Annotated in this window: 17 protein-coding genes; 6 read left to right on the forward strand and 11 right to left on the reverse strand. The window is 54.5% G+C overall.

Translation table 11 applies throughout. From position 1 onward, the window contains the following. Positions 1 to 24 precede the first annotated feature (24 nt). Complete coding sequence (locus tag VMF88_02615; GenBank protein HTY09943.1) at positions 25 to 897, reverse strand: hypothetical protein; 873 nt, start codon at positions 895 to 897, stop codon at positions 25 to 27. A 241-nt stretch (positions 898 to 1,138) separates the two neighbouring features. Here VMF88_02615 and VMF88_02620 point away from each other — a divergent pair, with 241 nt between their 5' ends. The 5 genes from VMF88_02620 (at position 1,139) to rpsT (ending at position 6,373) form a co-directional block, all read left to right on the forward strand. Next, a complete protein-coding gene (locus tag VMF88_02620; GenBank protein ID HTY09944.1) occupies positions 1,139 to 1,717 on the forward strand; it encodes a CoA pyrophosphatase in 579 nt (192 codons plus the stop codon). 143 nt (positions 1,718 to 1,860) lie between these two features. Then, positions 1,861 to 3,867, forward strand: coding sequence for a peptidylprolyl isomerase (locus tag VMF88_02625; protein ID HTY09945.1), 2,007 nt, complete (start codon positions 1,861 to 1,863; stop codon positions 3,865 to 3,867). A gap of 5 nt (positions 3,868 to 3,872) precedes the next feature. After that, positions 3,873 to 4,739 carry a peptidyl-prolyl cis-trans isomerase gene (locus VMF88_02630; protein HTY09946.1) on the forward strand — a complete coding sequence of 289 codons (867 nt, stop codon included), beginning with the start codon at positions 3,873 to 3,875 and terminating at the stop codon, positions 4,737 to 4,739. A gap of 16 nt (positions 4,740 to 4,755) precedes the next feature. Further along, positions 4,756 to 6,039 (forward strand): peptidylprolyl isomerase, encoded by a 1,284-nt coding sequence (locus VMF88_02635; GenBank protein ID HTY09947.1) that lies wholly within the window; start codon positions 4,756 to 4,758, stop codon positions 6,037 to 6,039. A 79-nt stretch (positions 6,040 to 6,118) separates the two neighbouring features. After that, positions 6,119 to 6,373 carry a 30S ribosomal protein S20 gene (rpsT, locus tag VMF88_02640; protein ID HTY09948.1) on the forward strand — a complete coding sequence of 85 codons (255 nt, stop codon included), beginning with the start codon at positions 6,119 to 6,121 and terminating at the stop codon, positions 6,371 to 6,373. Positions 6,374 to 6,380: 7 nt separating this feature from the next. Here the strand turns inward: rpsT and VMF88_02645 are convergent, their stop codons facing one another. The 6 genes from VMF88_02645 to miaB all read right to left on the reverse strand — a co-directional run bounded on the left by VMF88_02645 (position 6,381) and on the right by miaB (position 12,784). Then, positions 6,381 to 7,289, reverse strand: a complete 909-nt coding sequence (locus tag VMF88_02645) for a hypothetical protein (protein ID HTY09949.1) — start codon at positions 7,287 to 7,289, stop codon at positions 6,381 to 6,383. A 67-nt stretch (positions 7,290 to 7,356) separates the two neighbouring features. After that, entirely contained in the window at positions 7,357 to 8,844 is a 1,488-nt protein-coding gene (locus VMF88_02650) for a cellulose synthase family protein (GenBank protein ID HTY09950.1), read from the reverse strand. A 46-nt stretch (positions 8,845 to 8,890) separates the two neighbouring features. After that, entirely contained in the window at positions 8,891 to 9,433 is a 543-nt protein-coding gene (locus VMF88_02655; GenBank protein ID HTY09951.1) for an LptE family protein, read from the reverse strand. A 2-nt stretch (positions 9,434 to 9,435) separates the two neighbouring features. Continuing rightward, positions 9,436 to 10,650 (reverse strand): sigma-54 dependent transcriptional regulator, encoded by a 1,215-nt coding sequence (locus VMF88_02660; GenBank protein HTY09952.1) that lies wholly within the window; start codon positions 10,648 to 10,650, stop codon positions 9,436 to 9,438. After that, positions 10,619 to 11,419 (reverse strand): SPOR domain-containing protein, encoded by an 801-nt coding sequence (locus VMF88_02665; GenBank protein HTY09953.1) that lies wholly within the window; start codon positions 11,417 to 11,419, stop codon positions 10,619 to 10,621. Before VMF88_02665 ends, VMF88_02660 begins: the two co-directional genes overlap by 32 nt. 15 nt (positions 11,420 to 11,434) lie before the next feature. After that, positions 11,435 to 12,784: a tRNA (N6-isopentenyl adenosine(37)-C2)-methylthiotransferase MiaB gene (gene miaB, locus VMF88_02670; GenBank protein ID HTY09954.1), complete on the reverse strand. Its 1,350-nt coding sequence runs from the start codon at positions 12,782 to 12,784 to the stop codon at positions 11,435 to 11,437. Between the two features lie 252 nt (positions 12,785 to 13,036). On the opposite strand from miaB, the gene pta reads away from it, so the two are divergent. Then, complete coding sequence (gene pta / locus VMF88_02675; GenBank protein HTY09955.1) at positions 13,037 to 14,023, forward strand: phosphate acetyltransferase; 987 nt, start codon at positions 13,037 to 13,039, stop codon at positions 14,021 to 14,023. A gap of 50 nt (positions 14,024 to 14,073) precedes the next feature. Here pta and VMF88_02680 read toward each other — a convergent pair whose 3' ends face one another. Genes VMF88_02680 through VMF88_02695 form a run of 4 tightly spaced genes read right to left on the reverse strand, consistent with a single transcriptional unit; the run spans position 14,074 to position 19,635 of the window. After that, positions 14,074 to 14,919, reverse strand: a complete 846-nt coding sequence (locus VMF88_02680) for a DUF2911 domain-containing protein (GenBank protein ID HTY09956.1) — start codon at positions 14,917 to 14,919, stop codon at positions 14,074 to 14,076. Positions 14,920 to 14,977: 58 nt separating this feature from the next. Next, positions 14,978 to 15,358 carry a DUF423 domain-containing protein gene (locus VMF88_02685; GenBank protein HTY09957.1) on the reverse strand — a complete coding sequence of 127 codons (381 nt, stop codon included), beginning with the start codon at positions 15,356 to 15,358 and terminating at the stop codon, positions 14,978 to 14,980. Between the two features lie 44 nt (positions 15,359 to 15,402). Next, positions 15,403 to 17,565: a vWA domain-containing protein gene (locus tag VMF88_02690; protein HTY09958.1), complete on the reverse strand. Its 2,163-nt coding sequence runs from the start codon at positions 17,563 to 17,565 to the stop codon at positions 15,403 to 15,405. 6 nt (positions 17,566 to 17,571) lie between these two features. Then, complete coding sequence (locus tag VMF88_02695) at positions 17,572 to 19,635, reverse strand: S8/S53 family peptidase (protein HTY09959.1); 2,064 nt, start codon at positions 19,633 to 19,635, stop codon at positions 17,572 to 17,574. Positions 19,636 to 19,742 lie beyond the last annotated feature (107 nt).

Genomic DNA, 19,742 nt, shown 5'->3' on the forward strand with positions numbered 1-19,742 from the left:
TTTCAGCGGCAGTTGTTGAGGAAATCAATGCACTCCTGTTGCCAGGTCGGAAACGAATTTTGTTCCTTCGATGGAAAATGTCGCATTGCCTCCGCCGAGCTCGATAGAAAACGATTCGTTGACCTGGTACGGCGCCTTGCCCGGGACAAGAACGGTCGCAGTATAGACGACATCAATGGTACCGCTTGTTTCAGCCGAACGGGCAACGCGAGGTCCGCGGGGACCTTTCACGTTGCTGAATGTCAGCGCGATCGTGCGGTTCAGGACTCTCCCGGCACGGCCGGTCGTCTTAATGGTGTCGATACCAGACCATGTGTAGGTGCCGTTAATTGTCACGGTATCGGTGTTGGTCCCGGAGGCGATCCAATCGCTGCTGATACCCGCAAGGTGATGAACAAGACGCGGCGTCCAGAAGTGGCCGCTGCCGCCAAGGGTCTGATGATGGATCGTATCGGCGGCAACGTTGTTCGTTTTCCTGAATTCCTGCGGTGCGCCGTTCGCTCGGAATTGGAGCCAGTAGATACGCGTCCAGTAACCGTAGTACGCAGGATACAACAGAGAATCGCCTTTGACGACCGTTTTCTCCCACGACATCGTGGTCGAATTGTACACTGCTCCGTTGATCGTCGTATCGGCGTCAGTTTTTCCTAACACGCCTCCGCCGACCGCCACTTCGTCGGCAATTTCAAAAACGTCGTTGACCTGGTCCATAGCGCCGCCGTTGTTGCTCGCGAGGGCGTCGGAGACGGCGTCTGCCGCGTCCGAAACGTCTGCCGAAGGTGCAGCCGTTGAACCGGTTCCCAGCGGGCCGTTGTCATTCTTCTTGCAGCCGGAGACAAGCGCTGCCGCCAGGGCGACCATACCAAAAATAACGACGGCGGAGAATTTGTTTTTCACAAGATCACGGAGCCCCATCTTTCCGATCCTCATTTAATGAATGATAATTTGATTTTCACTTCTGAACTTTCGCGTGATCAAGCCGGACAACCGGCTGCTCGGGATTGACAGTACGACAACGATAAGCCTCATTGGTTTAAGGCTTGGTAAAAATACCCGAGCACGGTGCCGCGTTTGGTGATATGGATCATATGTTGTATCTTTAAGCCACCACCGAGAAATGCCAAATCATGATTGTGCGATGAACCAGCGTTCCCCCCTTACCATTGCATTTATTCAAGAGAAGCTGGCGGGCTACCGCCGCCGGGCGATCGAAAAGAGTCCGTTTACCAGATCGGCGGTGCTGATGCCGATCGTGCAAAGAGACAACGGCCTCGATCTCCTCTTTACCAAGCGGAGCGACGCAGTCGAGCACCATAAAGGGCAGATCTCTTTTCCAGGCGGAGCCGCCGACCCGGCAGACACATCCGCGTCCGATACCGCATTGCGCGAATCGTTCGAGGAAATAGGTTTGCCTCCGTCGGCGGTCAAGATCATCGGAACGGTGGATGACCTGCAAACGCCGAGCAGGTTCGTCGTAACGCCGATCGTCGGCGCCGTAGAATATCTTCCCCCTCTTCACATTAACAGGGACGAAGTGGCGCAAGTTATTTTGATCCCCCTCGAAAAATTTTTTGATGAATCGCTCCGGCGCTCGGAATTCCGGGAACGGGATGGTGTGAAGGTGGAAGTCTTTTCGTATGATGTTTGGGAAGAGCCGGTATGGGGAGCGACGGCCTTCTTTGTGAAACAGCTCGTCGGCCTCCTGAAAGGAGGCTAGACCTCCGCAAGAAACCCGATTTCCATCCAAACTTGCGGGATCCAGTCTGATAAATCCATTGATTGTAAGAGGATTTATCGCTATTTTCTAAGGTTACCACCGAATTTTTTCACCAATGCTCGTCATTAGAGGAGTCTCTACCAATGCGTTATCGTTTTCAGCCGTATTTATTTGCAGCGGGATTCGCGCTTGCAGCGATTTTAGGAGGATGCGCCTCACAGCAGAACGTTGTCGTTGCCACGGTCGGCGGGGACAATATCATGCTTGATGAATTCAACACGATGTTTGCAAAAAGCAACGGCGGAAAGGACAGCAGCCAAAAAGCGACCGCCGACGACCGGGAGAAATTCCTGGATCTGTATGTGAAATTCAAACTCAAAGTCAAGGACGCATACGCCAAAGGGTACCAAAATTCTCCGGACGTACAGAGCGAGCTTCAGGATTACAAGAAAAATTTGGCGGTGACAATGTTGATCGAGAACAAGATCACACAGCCCGCGATCCGCCGCATGTATGACCGCCGGCTCTATGAAGTACGCTCCAGCCACATTCTTCTGCAGATGGCGCCGAAGGCGACCCCGGCGGACACGCTCAAACTCTACGAGAAGGCGATGAAAATCATCGACTCGTTGAAGGCCGGGGTTCCGTTCGAGACGCTCGCGCTGAACAACTCCCAGGATCCGGCCGTTGCGATCAATAAAGGAGACCTGAACTTTACGGTGGCCGGACGGATGGTGCCGGAATTTGAAGATGCAATTTTTAACGCGCCGGCCGGCACGGTCATCCCATATCCTATCCGCACGCAATTCGGCTACCATATCATCAAGGTCACGGACCGGCAGCCCAACCCGGGCTCGGTTCATGTCAGCCATATTTTTAAGCGGCTGACGCCGAAATCGACGCCGCAGGACTCCGCAAAAGCAATGAAGGATATGGAAACTGTCGTCGATTCGTTGAAGCATGGCGGGAAGTTTGCCGACCTGGCCCGGGCTTTTTCAGAGGACAGGGCGAAAGACCGCGGCGGCGATATCGGGTTCATTGATCGGGGAAGGACGGTCAAGGAATTTGACGATGCGGCGTTCAAACTGAAGCCGGGAGAAGTATCTCCCATCGTGAAATCCCAGTTCGGCCTCCACCTGATCTATGTCACGGAGGTGAAGCCGGTTCCGTCGTTCGAAAACAGCGAGAAGGACCTCAGAAATACGTTTCAGCAGCGTTTCTTCCAGCCTGAGTATAATGCGTATGTCGAGAAGCTGAAGAAAGAATATAATTTTGCCGAACTGGTCGCAGGGAATGATGCTTGGACGTCGTCGCTCGATTCAACGAAGACCACAATGAGCGACACGTGGGACAGCTCGTTCAGCGCATCTGCCAGGGGAAAGGTCTGGTTCACTTTTGCGGGGCAGAAAATAACCGTCGATTCGGTCATCCATCTTGTCAAAGAAGACAAGACGCTGCAGGGACTCTCGCTTGGCGTTCATGCCACCACCACGCGAATCATCGACAAGATATCGAGCGACCTCCTCATTGCGTACAAGGCCGAGAGCCTGGAACCGGAATATCCGGAATTCGAAAAAACGATCAAAGAGTACGAGGAAGGAAGCGTTCTTTTTAAGGCGGAGCAGAACGAAGTGTGGAACAAGATCACACTCGGCGATTCGGCCCTGCACGTATTTTTCAACAACAATCGCTCCATGTTCACATGGCCGGACAGAGTGAGCTTCCAGGAGATTTTTGTTCCCACGGACAGCGTTTCAAAGGTTGTCTCCTTCCTGCTGAAGAAGGAAAAGCTCCCCTTCGACTCCGTTGCCGCGAACTTCAACGCACGGCAGGCGACCAAACAAAAGAACGGTGTCTGGGGATTGACGGCGGTAACGACGAACGCTCTTTCGCAAAAAGCCTGGACCATGAACGTCGGCGAAATGTCGGAGTTCTTCCCGTACGAGAACGGCTTCTCGATCGTGAAGGTCCTGGAGAAGGTCCCGGCGGGGGAGAAGACGTTCAGCGAGGCAGGGTCAGAGCTCGCGAGCGCTTACCAAGATTCCGAATCGAAACGCCTGGAAAATGAATGGTACGAGTCGCTGCTCAAGAAATATCCGGTGGTGGTTCATAAAGAACTTGTGAATCCGGAGCAATCGCCCAAAAAATAAATGCAATGCCGAATCGAATCGGTTTCGCGGCTGCGGCCGTCGTTTCATTGATATTTGCGTCGTGTTCACGCCCGGCGGAGAACGCGCAGGAAGTGGCCCGGGTAGATGATCAGGCGCTGACGACAGAGATGATCCGCCGGCAGCTTGATACGGCCGGCGGCGTATCCGAGATGCAGATACGGATGTTCGCCCGCCAATGGGTGAATGAGGAACTCCTCTACCAAGAAGCGCAGCGGCAAGGACTCGACCGTTCCGACGAGGTACTGAGAAGCCTGGAAAGCGCAAAGCGGGAGCTCACGATCAACGCGCTGCTCGAGAAGAATGTTTATAACGAAACGCCCCAATCCGTGTCAAAAGAGGAGATCGCGGAGTACTTTAAAACCCACAGCGAAGAATTCGTTCTGCGCGACGACCTCGTTGAGATCTCAATGGCCGTGTTTTCCGACCGTGAACCTGCGGCCGCATTTCGTGAGACCGCGCTGGAGGGCGGGGGATGGGAAGCTGCGATGGCCGAGGCAAAATCCGGACATTCTCCGCTTGTCACAAGAACCGATTCCGCTTTCTACAGTCAATCGACCTTGATTCCCGCAAAGCTCTGGAAGGTCGCGTCGGCGCTCGGTCCGGGAGAAGTTTCGTTCCCCGTGAAGACGACGGCGGGATATTTTGTCATCCTCTCGATCGGAACCTATCAGCGCGGAGCGACCCCTCCGGTCGACTATGTCGAGGATGCCATCCGCGGAAGGGTTCTTATGCAGCATCGCCAGGAACGATTCACGCAATACCTGGAAGGGATGAGAAAGAAACATTCGGTGCAGGTCAATTTGCCGGGGCTTCCGGCCGACCACGACAGCACTCAGCATACCGGCGAGTAAAAAAATGAAGATGAGGATGACGAACAAACGAAACACCGCTGCGCTCATCATGGCGATGGCGATGCTCTTCTGCAGCTTTGCCCCGGGCCAGACGGTGATCGACAAGATCGTTGCCATTGTCGGAAAAGAGATCATTACGCAGTCCGATTTGAATTTGACGATTCAGTCGATGGCAATGCAGAATAAACTCGACCCCGATTCTCCCGAGTTGCGAAACCGGGTGCTCGACGGATTGATCAATGAAAAGCTGATCCTTGCGCAAGCGATCGAAGACAGTGTGGTTGTGACGAACGACGAAGTGACGGACAGGCTTGATCGGCAGATCAAGATGCTTGCGCAGCAAGCGGGTTCGGAACAGCGCCTGGAAGAGATCTACAACATGCCGATCAGCAGGATGAAACGAGATTTCCGCGACCTGATCCGCAACCAGCTGATGGTGGAGAAGGTCCGCCAAACGCGCCAGGCGTCCATTACCGTGACGCGCCGTGAGGTGGAACAGTTTTTTGAAGCGCATAAAGACAGTCTTCCGACCATCCCGAAGGAGTACGAGCTCAGCCACATTTTCATCAAACCGAAACCCGATACGTCCGTTGTCGAAGCTGTCTACACCAAAGCGTTGAAGGTGATGGATAGCCTCAAGGCCGGCGGAGACTTTGCCGATTTTGCAAAACGCTACTCTTCCGACCCGGGTTCGGCGCGCGGCGGCGGCGACCTCGGCTGGTTCCGGCGCGGCGTCTTCGAGAAAGGGTTTGAGGAGTCTGCGTTCTCGCTGAAGGACAGCGAAATTTCGAAACCGGTGAGAACGTCGTACGGCTACCATATCATTCAGCTTATCGAGCGCCGCGGCGAGTCGGTCCATACCCGCCATATTCTTTTCTCGATCCAACAGTCTTCCGCTGACGACGATTCAACCATCGCGCTGCTCAACCGCCTTCGCGACAGCGCTTTGGCCGGGGCGAATTTTGCCGCGCTGGCCGGAAAATATTCGGAAGACCCGGATTCGAAAGATGTCGGCGGCGACCTTGGGAAGATCGGGATCGATCAGATTGAACCGTCATTTTTGGATATTCTCAAGAACATGAAGGCGGGAGAAATCAGCACCCCCGTGAAAGTGCCGCTCGGAACGTCGTACGGGTATCACATTATCTGGGTCCGTTCGATCACGCCGGAACATAAGCTCAACCTCGACCAGGATTATCACAGGATAGAGCGGCTTACGCTGCAGTTCAAGACCGAGGAAGATTTTCAGCGCTGGGTGGATGATATGAGGAAAAATATTTACTGGGAGAAGAAATTATAGCCGCGAAGAGTGTCTTGCGGCTGAAGTGCAATTTGCGTATATTGAGAAAAATAAAAACCGAGGACAACAAAGGAAGACAATGGCACAGCACAAATCGGCAATCAAACGGATTCGTTCCTCAGAGCGCAGAAAAGTACACAATACCGCCCAAGAATCCGCGATGAAAACAGTGATCAAGAAGGTCCGGCAGGAGAAAGACAAGAAAAAAGCTGAGGCCGCACTGAAAGAAGCCGTTTCTCTTCTCGACAAATTTGCCCAGAAGAGGATCATCCATCCGAACAAAGCATCGAATCAAAAATCCAAACTGACCAGGCTGGTCAACGCGCTGAAGTAACGTTTCTCTACAGCCCCTCGTTCATCTTTGCCTGCAATTCACTGATCCGCTTTTCAAACCGTTCGCGCTCGTTAGGCTTCGAGTAGATCAGGATCTCGTACGCCTGGATCGCCGCGCCGTATTCCCCCTGCGAAACGTAAATTTCCGCAAGCGTCGGAGTGATGACGACCGAATCCATCGGTGCGCTCTCCTCCTGGGCCGGCTCGGGTTCAGGCTCCGGCTGTTCCGGAACGATCCGCCCCGCATTTTCAAGCTTTGTCGCCAGAGAATCGAGTTCTGCCGTCTCCGGGGCGGGGGGTTCAGCCTGTCCGGCTAAATACTCATCGAGCGTTACGGCCTTTTCGTTTCCCGTTTGCGCACTCTGCTGCTGGATGTAGTCGTCTACTCCGGGAAGTTCTCCGGGTTCGGCGGCGGGCGGCGGGGGAATTTCCGGCTCCGGCTGCTGTGCAAATTCCTGAACGGGTTCTTCCGCCGGCAGGGAGAGCGGTTCGGGGCTCATGCTGGCAGGCGGTTCTTCTATTACCGGAGACGGCTCTTCCTGAATAGCGGGTTCGACGGCAACGGGTTCCGGCTCGGCGAGAGGCGTTTCTTGCACTGGCACCGGCTCTTCAGCGCTGAAGGGGGTTTCGTCAAGCAGTTTGCGCGCGAGCTGGTTGAACGGGGCGAAATGGAGGGCCTGGGCAAACGCAAGACGCGCTTTGGAGTTTTCATTCAACGCCGTGTAACATTTCCCCAGAATGACATATCCGGTGGAGTACGAGGGGTAGGTCTGCACCCCTGCCTCGCAAAGCTTCAGCGCTTCCGCCGGCTGATTTTTTGAGAGGTAAAGATCGGCGAGGCGGGCAAAGAGAGGGGACTGCGGATTGTCCGATAATTTTTGAGAGAGAAAATCGATGTCGAATTCTGAGAGATCCATTGCACCGAGATAATAAAAAAAGCCGGCTGAGATGCCGGCTTTATTATAAGAGAAGAACGGGTTAAAATCAAGCCTGCGACGCGTGGGCCCGCATCTTCAAACGCCTGGCCTGGAGAGCCTGCTGAATGGAAAGATACGAAACAAACCCGAAGCCGATCAGGAAGAGGAGCTGAAAAGGAACCGCCGCAATTTCCAGATAATAGAGGGATGAGGCAACGCCGAAGAGACAGTACAGGGCGAGCGCAATTTCGACCATGACCGTCCAGTTGAACTTGACCGGGACGTACTTTTTATCCAGCCACGAATCGCCCTTCTCTTTGATGCTGTATTTTGGCGTTCGGACAAAATCGCTTTTGCGTTTGAATAGTCCTTCGATCACCGCCTTGCTGTTGTTCACCGCAAAGCCCATGCTTCCCGCCATAAAAAGCGGAAAGAGGAAAAGCCGCCGCCGCCAGTCGGCATAGACGTCCTTTTGCGAGTACATGTAAAACAAAAACGAACTGATGAACGCAAAGACAAAGACCGACATGATTTCAAAGTAGGTTTCGTATCCGCCTTCATGTTTGATGTACATCAGCGGTATGTTGAGAATGCCGGCGATGAGGATGAACGGGAAGACGATGTTGTTCGTCAAATGGAATGTTGAATGCCATTTGATCTTAAACGGGAGGTCGGACTTCCACACCGCGGGAAGCATTTTCCGCGCCGTTTCGATCGCCCCTTTTGTCCACCGGAATTGCTGTGTTTTCAGGGCGTTGATCTCCGACGGCAGCTCTGCCGGCGACGTCACGTTCTTGAGGAACTTAAACTTCCATCCCCGCAATTGCGCCCGGTAGCTGAGGTCGAGGTCCTCGGTCAACGTATCCGAATGCCAGTTGCCCGCGTCTTCGATGCAAGCTTTTCTCCACACGCCCCCCGTGCCGTTGAAGTTGATGAAGAACCCTGCCTTGTTGCGGATCGCCTGCTCGATGACGAAGTGTCCGTCGAGCGCCATTGCCTGCGTCCGGGTGAGCAGCGAGTATTCGCTGTTCAGATGTTCCCAGCGGGTCTGCACCATGCCGATCTTCTTGTCGGCGTAAAAATACGGCAGGGTTTTCATGAGGAATTCTTCCCGCGGAATGAAGTCTGCGTCGAAGATCGCGATGAACTCTCCAGCCGCCCGTTCAAGGCCCTCTTTCAACGCGCCGGCCTTGAAGCCGCTGCGCGTACTCCTCCGCACGTGGTGGATATTGTGTCCGTGCCGTTTCATTTCGCCGACGATCGTTTCGACGAGGTTCACAGTCTCATCGGTCGAGTCGTCGAGGACTTGGATCTCCAGCTTGTCCGCCGGATACTTGATGGCGCAGGATGCTTCGATCAACCGCCGCACGACGTACAGCTCATTGTATATCGGGAGCTGGATGGTGACCATCGGATATTCGGTGAGCGGCTGCGTGTCCGCCTCTTCCTGATCGCGGTGTTTGAAATAATGGAAAATCATCACGAACCCGTGCGACCCAAACGCGAAGAGGATGAGAAGCGAGATGAAATAGATTGCTAAAATGATATCATTCATTGTTGTTGTTTTTCAACCTCGTAGAATTGAGTTGTTCAATGTTCTTTTACCATCCCGAAACAGTTTCGATCAGGATATCCTGCGTGACTTTGCTGACAGCGTCGGTGAGCGCTGTCGCGCGCGTGTCGCCGCTCGTGTTATATTCTCCCCAGTTTGAAAAATTTTTGTCCCACATCTTCTTCCGCAGCTTGAGGTCCTGGAACGTGACATGAACGGTGATCGTCACCCGGCGCACGCTCACTTGCCCTCCCCCCCCGGGTGAAATGACCGACGGAGCATCCTGGACCGATACAATCGAGCCCTCAAGGATCGAATCCGCCGTATTTCGTTCTGCAACCTCCAGACTGTTGTCGTTGATGAACAGATTGATCAGGCTTGTCGTAAAATTCTCTTTCAAATTCGGCTCGCCGAATCCGCTCTGGTCTTCGAACAGCGGGATGGCGATCGTCTTCAGGTGTTTCGGAACCGAAGAGCCGGAAAACGAATAGACACATCCGGCAAGAAACAGTACGAATGAAACATTAAGAGTGAAAAGTAACGCGCAAACGGCGGCACTGCGGAAGCGGCTCTTTCCCTGAACGGTTTCCATCGCTACTGCAGTCCGTACTCTTTTATTTTTCTGTACAAGGTCCGCTCGCTGATCTTCAGCGCTTGCGCGGCAAGCCTGCGGTTGCCTTCGTATTTCTGCAGCGAGCCGACGATCATTCTCCGTTCCATTTCCTCCAGTGAGACGTTCTCCTCCGCGGATGCGCGGGGATGAACGATCGCATTGTCGTGGACCTCGGTGCCGGCCACAGCATCGGCGTCGCGCCGCACCAGGGCTGAAGAGCCGGAGGCGTTCATCAGCAGATTTTTCATGTCGAGGATGTCGGTTTTGAGGTCGACGAGGGCGCGGTAAATGAGTTCGCGTTCGGCGAACTCCGCCGTCTTCGGGATGTACACCGGCAAATTCCGTTCTTCGCCGTTGGTATGAGAACCCTTCAGATATTTCCGGACATCCTCGTCGGTGATCCGTTTTCCGTTTTCAATGACGAGCATGCTCTCGACCACGTTGCGGAGCTCGCGGACGTTCCCGGGCCAATAGTACTGTGTCAGGACCTCCATTGCATCGTCATTGATGCCGAGGAAGGTGATATTGTTCTTCTCGGAAAATTCTTTCGCGAACCTGGCGAAGAATTCGGGAATATCTTCTCTCCGGTCTCTCAGCGGCGGGATGCGGATGTTCACCGACCGCAGCCGGTAAAAGAGGTCCGGACGAAAATGCTTGCTGCTCACCTCGCGCTCGAGGTCTTTGTTGGTCGCCGCAATGACGCGGACGTCGACCTTCTTTGCCGTCGACGACCCGACGCGCATGAACTCGCCGTTCTCAAGGATGCGGAGAAACTTGACCTGGGTTGAGAGAGGAAGCTCTCCGATCTCGTCCAAAAAAATCGTCCCGCCGTCGGCGATTTCGAAGTAGCCCTTGCGCTGGTCGCTGGCCCCGGTAAACGACCCCTTTTCATGCCCGAACAGTTCGCTCTCCATGATGCCTTCGGGGATCGCACCGCAGTTCACTGTCACGATCGGCTTGTTCGCCCGCTTGCTCGCTGCATGGATCGCCTGGCCGATCACTTCCTTTCCCACGCCGCTCTCGCCGGTGATCAGCACGGTAATATCCGTCGGGGCAACCTGCTGGACCACCTCTACGATCTCCTGCATCTCCAGCGATTTGCCGATGATATTGTATTCGTCCTGGAACGACTTTCTTTCCACGCTTTCGTCTCCGTCTCTCACGTTATCTCGCGACGATGATTGAATCCATGCCATACTTCAATTTCAGCTCCGCAATGAAATCCCGGGCGTCCTGCTCGGTTGAAAATCCCTCCACGGTGACGACATACAGTTTCTTATCGCCGCTTATTTTTTTCGTGATGACCGCACTTCTGTTGATCGATGAAAGGAAATCAACCTGTTTCTGGGCTTTTCTCCGGGTTGAATACGCCCCCGCTTGCACGGCGAACGTATGGGACACGATTGCGGCAGGCGTGACCGCCGTCGAATCCTGTGCGGGTTGTACAGCCGGCTGGGCAACAACAGCCGGTGTTTCGACCGGTTTTTGCGCGGTCGTATCCGGCGGTTTGACTTCCGGGGCAGGTTGCCGCTCGGCCGGCGCCGGCTTTTGTTCCTTTGCCCCTCCCGTAACATACAACGAATTGGGATACTGCTGTTTCAACTGCGCAAATTTTTGATCGGCAGTCTTGTACAGGCCGACCGAATAATAATATTGATAGACCTTATAGAGCGCGGCATCCGCCCACTCGCTTTGCGGGAACAGATCCACGATCGCCTGAAATTTTTTAACGGCCGTTTCGCCGTCAGTGGTCAAAATCGCATCAAGATATGCGACGCCGGCATCGTTCGGGTACTGCTTCTCGAGGCTGGGCAGCTCGATGCGCACGCGTTCGGCCTGGCCGCTGTAGATGAAGTCCAGCCGTTTGCGCACCTCCGTTCCGGGGAGCTGACCGAAGGCGGCCGCTGCGGCGAGAAAATTCAGCGCGAGATAGATGCTTCGAAAATTCTTCAGTGAGGGGGTCATAGGGGTTTGTGTTTATCAACTGTTCACTGCAATGCGGTAGTTGCCTGCCGATCCCGCTTTCGTTGAGATAGTACCAAACAATGTCGCCGAATTGCACCGGTCGACGGCAACAGTGACGAGGTCGCCGACGAGTGCGTTCCCTTTCGGGAAAACGGTGACCTTGTTGGTGTCGGTCCGCCCCATCCACTCATCGCGCGATTTTGCGCTTTCCCGCTCGACGAGGACCTCGACCGCCGACCCGACGAGTTGTTGATTTTTCTTAAGAGAGATGCTTTGCTGCAGCTCGATGATTTCGTTTAAACGCTCGACCTTGACTTCTTCGGGAACGTCGTCGTTCATCTCCCACGCTTTCGTGTGTTCGCGCGGAGAATATTTGAACGTAAATGCCCCGTCGTAGCCGACATGCCGGATGACGTCGAGGGTTGCCCGATGATCGCCGTCCGTTTCCGTGGGGAAACCCGCGATGATATCCGTTGAAAGAGTGACTCCTGGAATTGTCGTCCGGATTTTTTCCGTGAGCGCGTAATATTGTCCGACGGTGTACGTTCTGTTCATCAACTGTAAAATCCTGTCCGACCCGGACTGAAGCGGAAGATGAATTGATTTGCAGGCGTTCTCATTCTCCGCGATGGCATCGATCAGCTTTCCGGACATATCCTGGGGATGAGGCGTCATGAACCGTATCCGGATCGACCGGTCGACGTGACTGGCTCGCCGGATCAAATCCGCAAAATCGAATTCACCATCGTGGTAGGAGTTCACATTCTGTCCGAGGAACGTAATCTCCTTAAACCCTCTTTCGCTCAGCCGCTCCACTTCCGCGACGATGTTCTGCAGCTTCCGGCTTCGCTCCCTTCCGCGGGTAAAGGGAACGACGCAGAACGTACAAAACTTGTCGCAGCCGCGCATCACCGAGATCCATGCGTTGACCCCCTCTGTGCGCAGCGGCAGAATGTCGTCGTAATTTTCAACCCGCGACAGCTTCACCGCAATGCCCCGTTCTCCGTTGAAAGCGTTCTCCACCAGCTCCGGCAGCTTTCTGTATTCGTCGGGGCCGACAACCATGTCCACCACATTCCCTTTGTCAATCAACTCGCTCCGGAGCCGCTCGGCCATACAGCCCAGAACGCCGATGAGGACCCCCGGATTCGACCGTTTGTAATTCTTAAGGGTGCTGATCCGCTGCCGCACCCGCTGCTCCGCATTATCTCGAACGCTGCACGTGTTGACAAAAATGACATCCGCAGCCTCGGGGCTTCCGGTGACACCGAACCCGTTGTCGTTCATGATGCTCAGGACGACCTCCGAATCGGCCACGTTCATTTGGCAGCCGTACGTTTCAATGTAAACTTGTTTCTTCTCCATGGGAACCAATTTTCCGCATCAAATATATTCTTTACCTGACAGATAGTCAACGGAGTCGTCGTTCATTAATGAAAATTAATAAAATAAAGGGGTTTTTTGCTGAAAACCCGCCGATTTTTGTTGACAATTCGTCACACATATATCCCGATCCATTGAATCTAAAGCAATGATGGGCTATATTGAAAATAAAGGGGCCAGGCAATAAAGTCAGGTCACTATTTTTTTTCATCTATTATCAAATTACACAGAACAATGAATCCTAAAAATTTTATATCTGATATCCATCAAAAAGCGAAGCAGCTCCACAAGACAGTCGTTTTACCCGATGCGCTTGACCCGCGGGCAATTAAGGCGGCGAGAATACTCATAGACAAAGAACTTGCCGTTCCGATACTCGTAGGCGACGAAGGCCAGATCCGTTCGAAGGCGGAATCGGAATCGGTATCGCTGCAAGGGGTGCGCGTTGTGGATCCGGCAAAATCGGACAGGCTCTCGGATTTCTCCCATCTCTATTTTAATCTCCGGAAGGAAAAGGGGATACAATTTACCGAAGCGCAGGAGGTGATGAAAAAGCCTCTCTTCTTCGGAGCGATGATGGTTCGGGAAGGACTCGCCGATGGAAGCGTCGCAGGTTCGCTATCGACGACGGGGGATGTATTGCGGGCCGGCCTGCAGATCATCGGAGTGCAAACGGGCATCAGCGTGGTCTCGAGCTTTTTTGTGATGGTGTTCCCGCTTCATATTTATACGTTCGCGGATTGTGCGGTCGTGCCCGATCCCACTCCCGAGCAGCTTGCCGACATTGCATTGACGACCGCTGAGAACCATCGGAAACTGACGGGCGAAGAGCCGCGTGTGGCGATGCTGTCATTCTCCACGAAAGGGAGCGCGTCGCACCCGCTGGTCGAGAAGGTCCAGCGTGCTACCGAGCTTGCGAAGAAAAAAAATCCGGACCTCAAGCTGGACGGAGAGCTTCAACTTGACGCGGCGATCGTCGCATCGGTGGGAAAGCAAAAAGCCCCTCAGAGCGGAGTTGCGGGGACTGCGAATGTTCTTGTCTTTCCGGATTTGAATGCGGGGAACATCGGTTACAAGCTTGCCCAGCGGCTTGGCGGCGCCGAAGCGGTCGGCCCGATCGTTCAAGGGCTGAAGCGGCCTGCGTTCGACCTTTCACGCGGGTGCAGCGTTGACGATATTGTGAACGTGGTCGCCATCAACGCGGTCATCGGAGCGGTCTAATGAAGAAGCGTGCGGCTCATTGATACGTAATGAGCCGCACGCGGAAGCTGCTATCGTCTCTTCCATTGGTCGAGGAGCTCGTCGATCTCACTCGGGTCAAAATGGGGGTTTGCAGCCTTTCCGACGGTGATCGCTTTTTGAGCGGTCGCGATCGCATCGTCGACCTTGCCGCTTTGCGCGAGCAGTTCCGCTTTCATGCGGAGGTTGGAGGCATTTTCGCTGATGGCGATCGACTTCTCAACCGCTTCCAGCCCTTTGTCGAGATTTGATTTTGAGTTGAGACAGAAAAGTCCGTAGTTGTTGTACGCCTGCCACGACATCGAAACGGCGTTCTTGCTCGCCTTCGCAAGAGCCGCCTCGGTGTTCACTTCGATCGGAACCGCGACCGACATTTTTTCCCAGTGCAGCACAAGTTTCACAGAGCTCGCCGTCAGATCGCTGAAGCTGTACGACAGCCATTCCTCATGCCAGGTCGTTTGCGGTTTGACCGAGCAGCGGAGCGCATCTTTTGTGGAATCGTACCGGAATGCCCCCCACTGGGGCTGAGCGTTGAAGATGACCGTCCAGTCTCCGTGAGTCGGAATCACAAAGAAACTGTACGATCCCGCTTTCAAGACAGTACCGGCTACAGTAACGTCATCGCTGAACGTCACCATGGTCGCTTCGTTCGCTCCCGCCCGCCAAACTTTATCGTACGGAACCAATCCTCCCCAGATAACCCTTCCTTTGACTCCGGGACGATGGTACACCACCGTCATGTCCGTTACGCCGACGGTCTGCATCACCGTTGCGGCCGGACTGATTTGAAACGATTTCTGCTGCCCGATGGCGCTTCCGCAGAGAAGAAGAACAGCGGCGGAAACACAGAGACAGAAAGTTCTGAAAGTGTTTTTCATAAGAGACCTCCGTAGATGAATGATGAATGAATAAACCTGCTGTAGGTACGATCGCGATTCACTGGACACTCTTCCACACGCTCCATGCCAGCCAGCCCCAGCCGATGAGAAATGAGAGCCCGCCGAACGGCGTGATCGCTCCGAGCCATCTCACGTCGGTGAGCGCGAGCGCATAGAGGCTTCCTGAAAAGAGAACGATGCCTGCGGTGAACCACCAGCCGGCAGCTCCAGCGCTGGCGACATTCCACGAAGACATCGCCCACGAGACAGCAAACAGCGCGAAGGCATGGTACATCTGATACCTCACGCCGGTCTCAAATACCTGGAGCAATTCAGGTGATAGTTTCTGCTTCAGCGCGTGGGCTCCGAACGCGCCGAATGCGACTCCAAGCAGAGAAAAGATACAACCGAGAAGAAAAAAGGTTTTGGGTGTAGTCATCGCAACGAGTAATTAGAATTAAAGGGTCACTTCGAAGCACGGTATCAGAGCATGCCGCTTCGCTTGCGGACGAACCACTCTGTTCCGAATAGCGCAACAATAACCGAAAGAAGGGATGGAAGGTTCCACACTTCGATCTCGCTCGTGGTTACCGCCTCTTCCGGTGTCATCGATGGACGGGACGCGAGATCACGGACAAGCCGGTCGAACTCCTTTCCGTCGGCATATTCCCCCCCGGAGACCGCGGCGATCTGCTGCAGGAGGGGCTTGTTCATTTTTGTATCGGAAAATTCGATGGACTGTTCCCCCACAGAAAACCGTCCTTCCAAGGTACCGAGGTCTGCGCCTCCGGCTTTTGCCGTCGCGGTAAACGAGTAATCGCTTTCCGGCAGGGATTCAATTTCGCCATCGTAGCGGCCGTTGTCAAGGGGGCGAAGAATTGTTTCAAACCGCTGCCGCGACGGCATGGCGGTGATCTCAACATGAATATCCGCATCGTTGACCGGATCGTAATTGGCATTATAGGCCTGCCCGAGGAACTCGATCGGTTCCCCCTGGGAAAAAATTTCCTTCAGCGGTTCAACCTTCAGCTGTTTGTTGTCCTCGCGGGTAACGAGCCAACGGACAATACGAGAAAACCACGGGTCAAAAAAATCTTCCGTTTCCGGGCTTGCGCCGGCAAGCAGCCTCCACCTCCATACGCCGTACCCGAGGATGGCGAACGACTTGAAGCGGGGGACGCTCCGCGAAGCGAGCAGCGGCGCATTGAGGGGAACGCCCTGGAACGTGACGGTTGCAAGGACAACAGCCTCCGGTTTCGCTTTGAATGTTCCGATCGAGGAATAAATGGGGGGGAGCTTACTCCAGTCGAAAGAAGAATTTTCTGACAATTGCGCAAGAATGTTGTAGCGTTGTTCCGCAGGGATGTTCGGGAACACCGTTCGTTCGTCGATGGTACCGGATGAAATTGTGAAAGGGAGAACCGGCTCGAGTTCTTTCAGTTTGCGAATATCTATGGTCCGGCTTCCGATGAACAACAGCGGTGTTCCGCGAGCGGCTACTGCGTTCGCGATCGCTTGGATCGCACCGGGGGAGGTACGTTCTGTCGGGAAACCAATGAGCACAATGCACTCCGCCGCTGGGAACCCTGCAGCCTGGGCGAGCGGCTGTCCGGCAAATTGCCCCGTCGGCTGCTGGATGGCAACCGTCGTTTCAATATTCGGGTCCGAATGCAAACTTTGCACGACGGCAGCAACGTCGGCACTCGGCGCTCCTGCTACGACGGCCACGCGCGTTTTATTTTTAAGGATCTTGACGAACACGGACCGTGCGTTGTTATTCTTCGTCACCTCACCATCCAGAGCTTGGACGCTGACGGTATATTTTTTTGTCCCGGCTTCGGCGGGACTGAACGTGAAATGGACCGGATATTCGGCGATCCTCTCCGCGCCCGATGGCGGAAGCGTGACGATCTGCCGGGCGATCTGTTTTCCGTCTTCCAGAAGAGAAACGGGGAGCTGCATGTTCTCAAAACCGGAAACTTTAATGACTGCATCGACCGGCACGGAGGACTGAACATACGCGATGGAATTGGTCAGCACTTTTTGCACCGAGACATCCTTCTGTTCCGTTGAATCGCCGATGCCGACGCAGAAAATCGGCGCGCCTGTCCTTCCTGCCTCGTCCAACGGGTTTTCTCCCGCATTATAATCCCCGTCGCTCAAAAGAAGAACTGCCTTCAGGCCGGGGAGCGGTTTCTCTTTCAGTGCGTGAAAGGCCGATGCGATATCGGTACTTGAGCCGTTCAGTCGAAATGAATCTTGCTCTATGCGCCGCAGCGAAGGCGAAAAGCTAAACAACTCAACCTGTGCGGATGAAGAGAGTCGTTTCAATGCATCCCCCGAGATGATGGATCGAAGCTGTTGTTCCCGGTCGCCCGCGCCGTCGGTAAGGGACATGCTCAAGGAATTATCGACAAGGACGGCGACAACGGGCCGAAGCAATGAACGGCGCGCGATATTCAACACCGGCTGACAGAGTGCAAGGATCAGGAGCGTAAGCGCGAGGGAGCGGAGGGAGATCAGAAGATATCGCCTGCCCGATGAGACGGGAGGAACTGTGCGCCGGTAGGTGAGGAATGAAACCGCAGCTGCGGCAGCCGCGGCAGCAAGAAAAACATACCATGGGATTTGAAATGAGAGGAACAAGAGCTTCTATTTCAACAAAACAAGTTTTTTCACGGAACTAAACTCCCCCGACTTTAATCGGTAGAAGTAGACTCCGCTTGCGAGGGGAGAACCGTCGAATCTTACGGGGGACTTTAAGCCTGCCGTTTGATACTCATTGACCAATGTTGCGACCTCGCGTCCGAGCACGTCATAGATCTTCAGCGTCGTAAAGTTGGATTTCTCCAGGTAATATTGAATGGCCGTTGAGCTGTTGAACGGGTTCGGATAATTCTGATAGAGGGCAAAGGTCGACGGCAGGGACGTCGTGCCGACGCTTGTATCCTCGCCGTTAAACGTGAACAGATGTTGCGGAGCGTGGTACGGCATTGTATAGGGTGTGTTGGTGGTGTCGACGGCGAAAATGTAGAACTGAATCTTCACCCCCGCAAAACGCGGGATCGTACCAGAATAGCTTCCCGAATTTGTGGATGCATCGATCGTATCCGTCAACGTCATCGGGGCCATGGAAAACGACGCCCCCCCGTCGGCCGAATAGAATAATTTGACAGAATCCTTTTTGATGAGGGCGTTCGATGCTGCGCATGCAACGACATTGATCGTGCCGTCCTGCTGGACCGAAACGGCAGGGTCGGTGCTGAGCACAAGGCCGGTGGAAAGGAGCGCTTTGTAGACATCGATGACCCCCCACCCGAGCGAGTCGTTCGGCGACCCAGCTCTGCTCGCAGTGTTGCGCAGAGCGTCGCGGACCTGGATCGGCGTCAATCCGGGATGGGCAGAAAGGATGAGCGCCGAGGAGCCTGCGACGAGCGGCGTTGAAAGCGAAGTCCCCTGAAAGCCGGTAGAATACTTTGAGAATGCCCGCATGGTGCAATAGTCGCCGACGCCGTCCGCCGACACGTCGGGCTTTGTCCTTCCGTCGGCGGTCGGACCGACGGAGCTGAAGCTTGCGTACACACCGTTGATGTTCACCGCCCCGACCGATATGATACTGTCGGCATCTGCCGGCGATATCATGATGTGCCAGCTTGTTTCCGCTTCGTTTCCCATCGCGTTGCACACCACAACACCGAGCCGTGCCGCCATCACCGCCGCTTTCGTCGTCGTAGCCGTACGTCCGTTCATATCCGCGGTCGTGTAGCTGTGCTGCGGCACGCCGTTCGCGTCCAAGGAATCAAACTGGCTGTAGCCGAGCGAACTGCTGACGACATCGGCTCCATTCTGTTCTTCCCATTCGATCCCGGCGACCCAGTTGTCTTCTTCGATGTTCGTCTCCGACGGCACATATTCCGTTTTCGCGAGAATAAAACTCGATTCAAACGCAGGACTCACCAATTGCCCCTCTTTGTACCCCCCGACAAGGGAAAGCGTCAACGTTCCATGCTCGTCCTGGTCGGACTCATCGATGGGTGTATTTCCGGGCTGGTTGGCGGTGACCGAATCATGTTGAACGAAGTCGTACTCTTTGATCACATCCATATTCATTTCGGATTCCGGGACTCGCCAATCAAAACCCGAATCCAGCATCCCGATCAGGATCCCCCGGCCGGTGATCCTGAGATTGTGAACGGCGACCACGTCGATCTGGGCGACCTGGGCCAGCGACGGACCGTAGTCGTGAAGGTCCTGAGTCGTCGGTGTAGAAAGCTTTTTGATGGGAGCGGAAATGGGTGGAAGTTCTTTTCGCACAAATGTGCGGACAAGTTCGATCCGGTCGACGAAGGGGAGCGCTTCAACCTGGTTAGCCTGGGCTGGCGTCAGCATTGCCGAGACGGCATTGAACCACCGCGACGTGTTGATCGCCGCGATGCCGTTTGCATTCAGCCGGTCGATATACGATTGGGTGACGGGGAGGTCCGACGCTGAGGCAAGCTGCGCTGGGGGGAGGACTTTTGCGCGCCGTTGAAGCGCGCGCTCCGTGAGGCCTGTGGCGAGAGAAAGTTCGTGTACCGTTCCGGCAGCCGACAAAGCGCGGAGCGCTGACTCGTCCTTGTCGCGGAAGTAGATCCAGTATTTTTGCGGCTTGTCTTGCGGATGCGTCGCAGAGACTACAAACAGCAGAAGGGCAAAAATTGTTTTTCTGGCATCCATCAACGTCGTGAGCCACGAAGTCTTGAAGGGACGAAACAATAGATGACATTGAGGACCATAGCTTTTCACCTTGATTGCTTAGTGACTTTGCATCCGTCTGGCGATAC

This window comes from Bacteroidota bacterium, from assembly GCA_035506275.1.
Classification (GTDB): domain Bacteria; phylum Bacteroidota; class Ignavibacteria; order UBA10030; family UBA8401; genus JAGVPT01.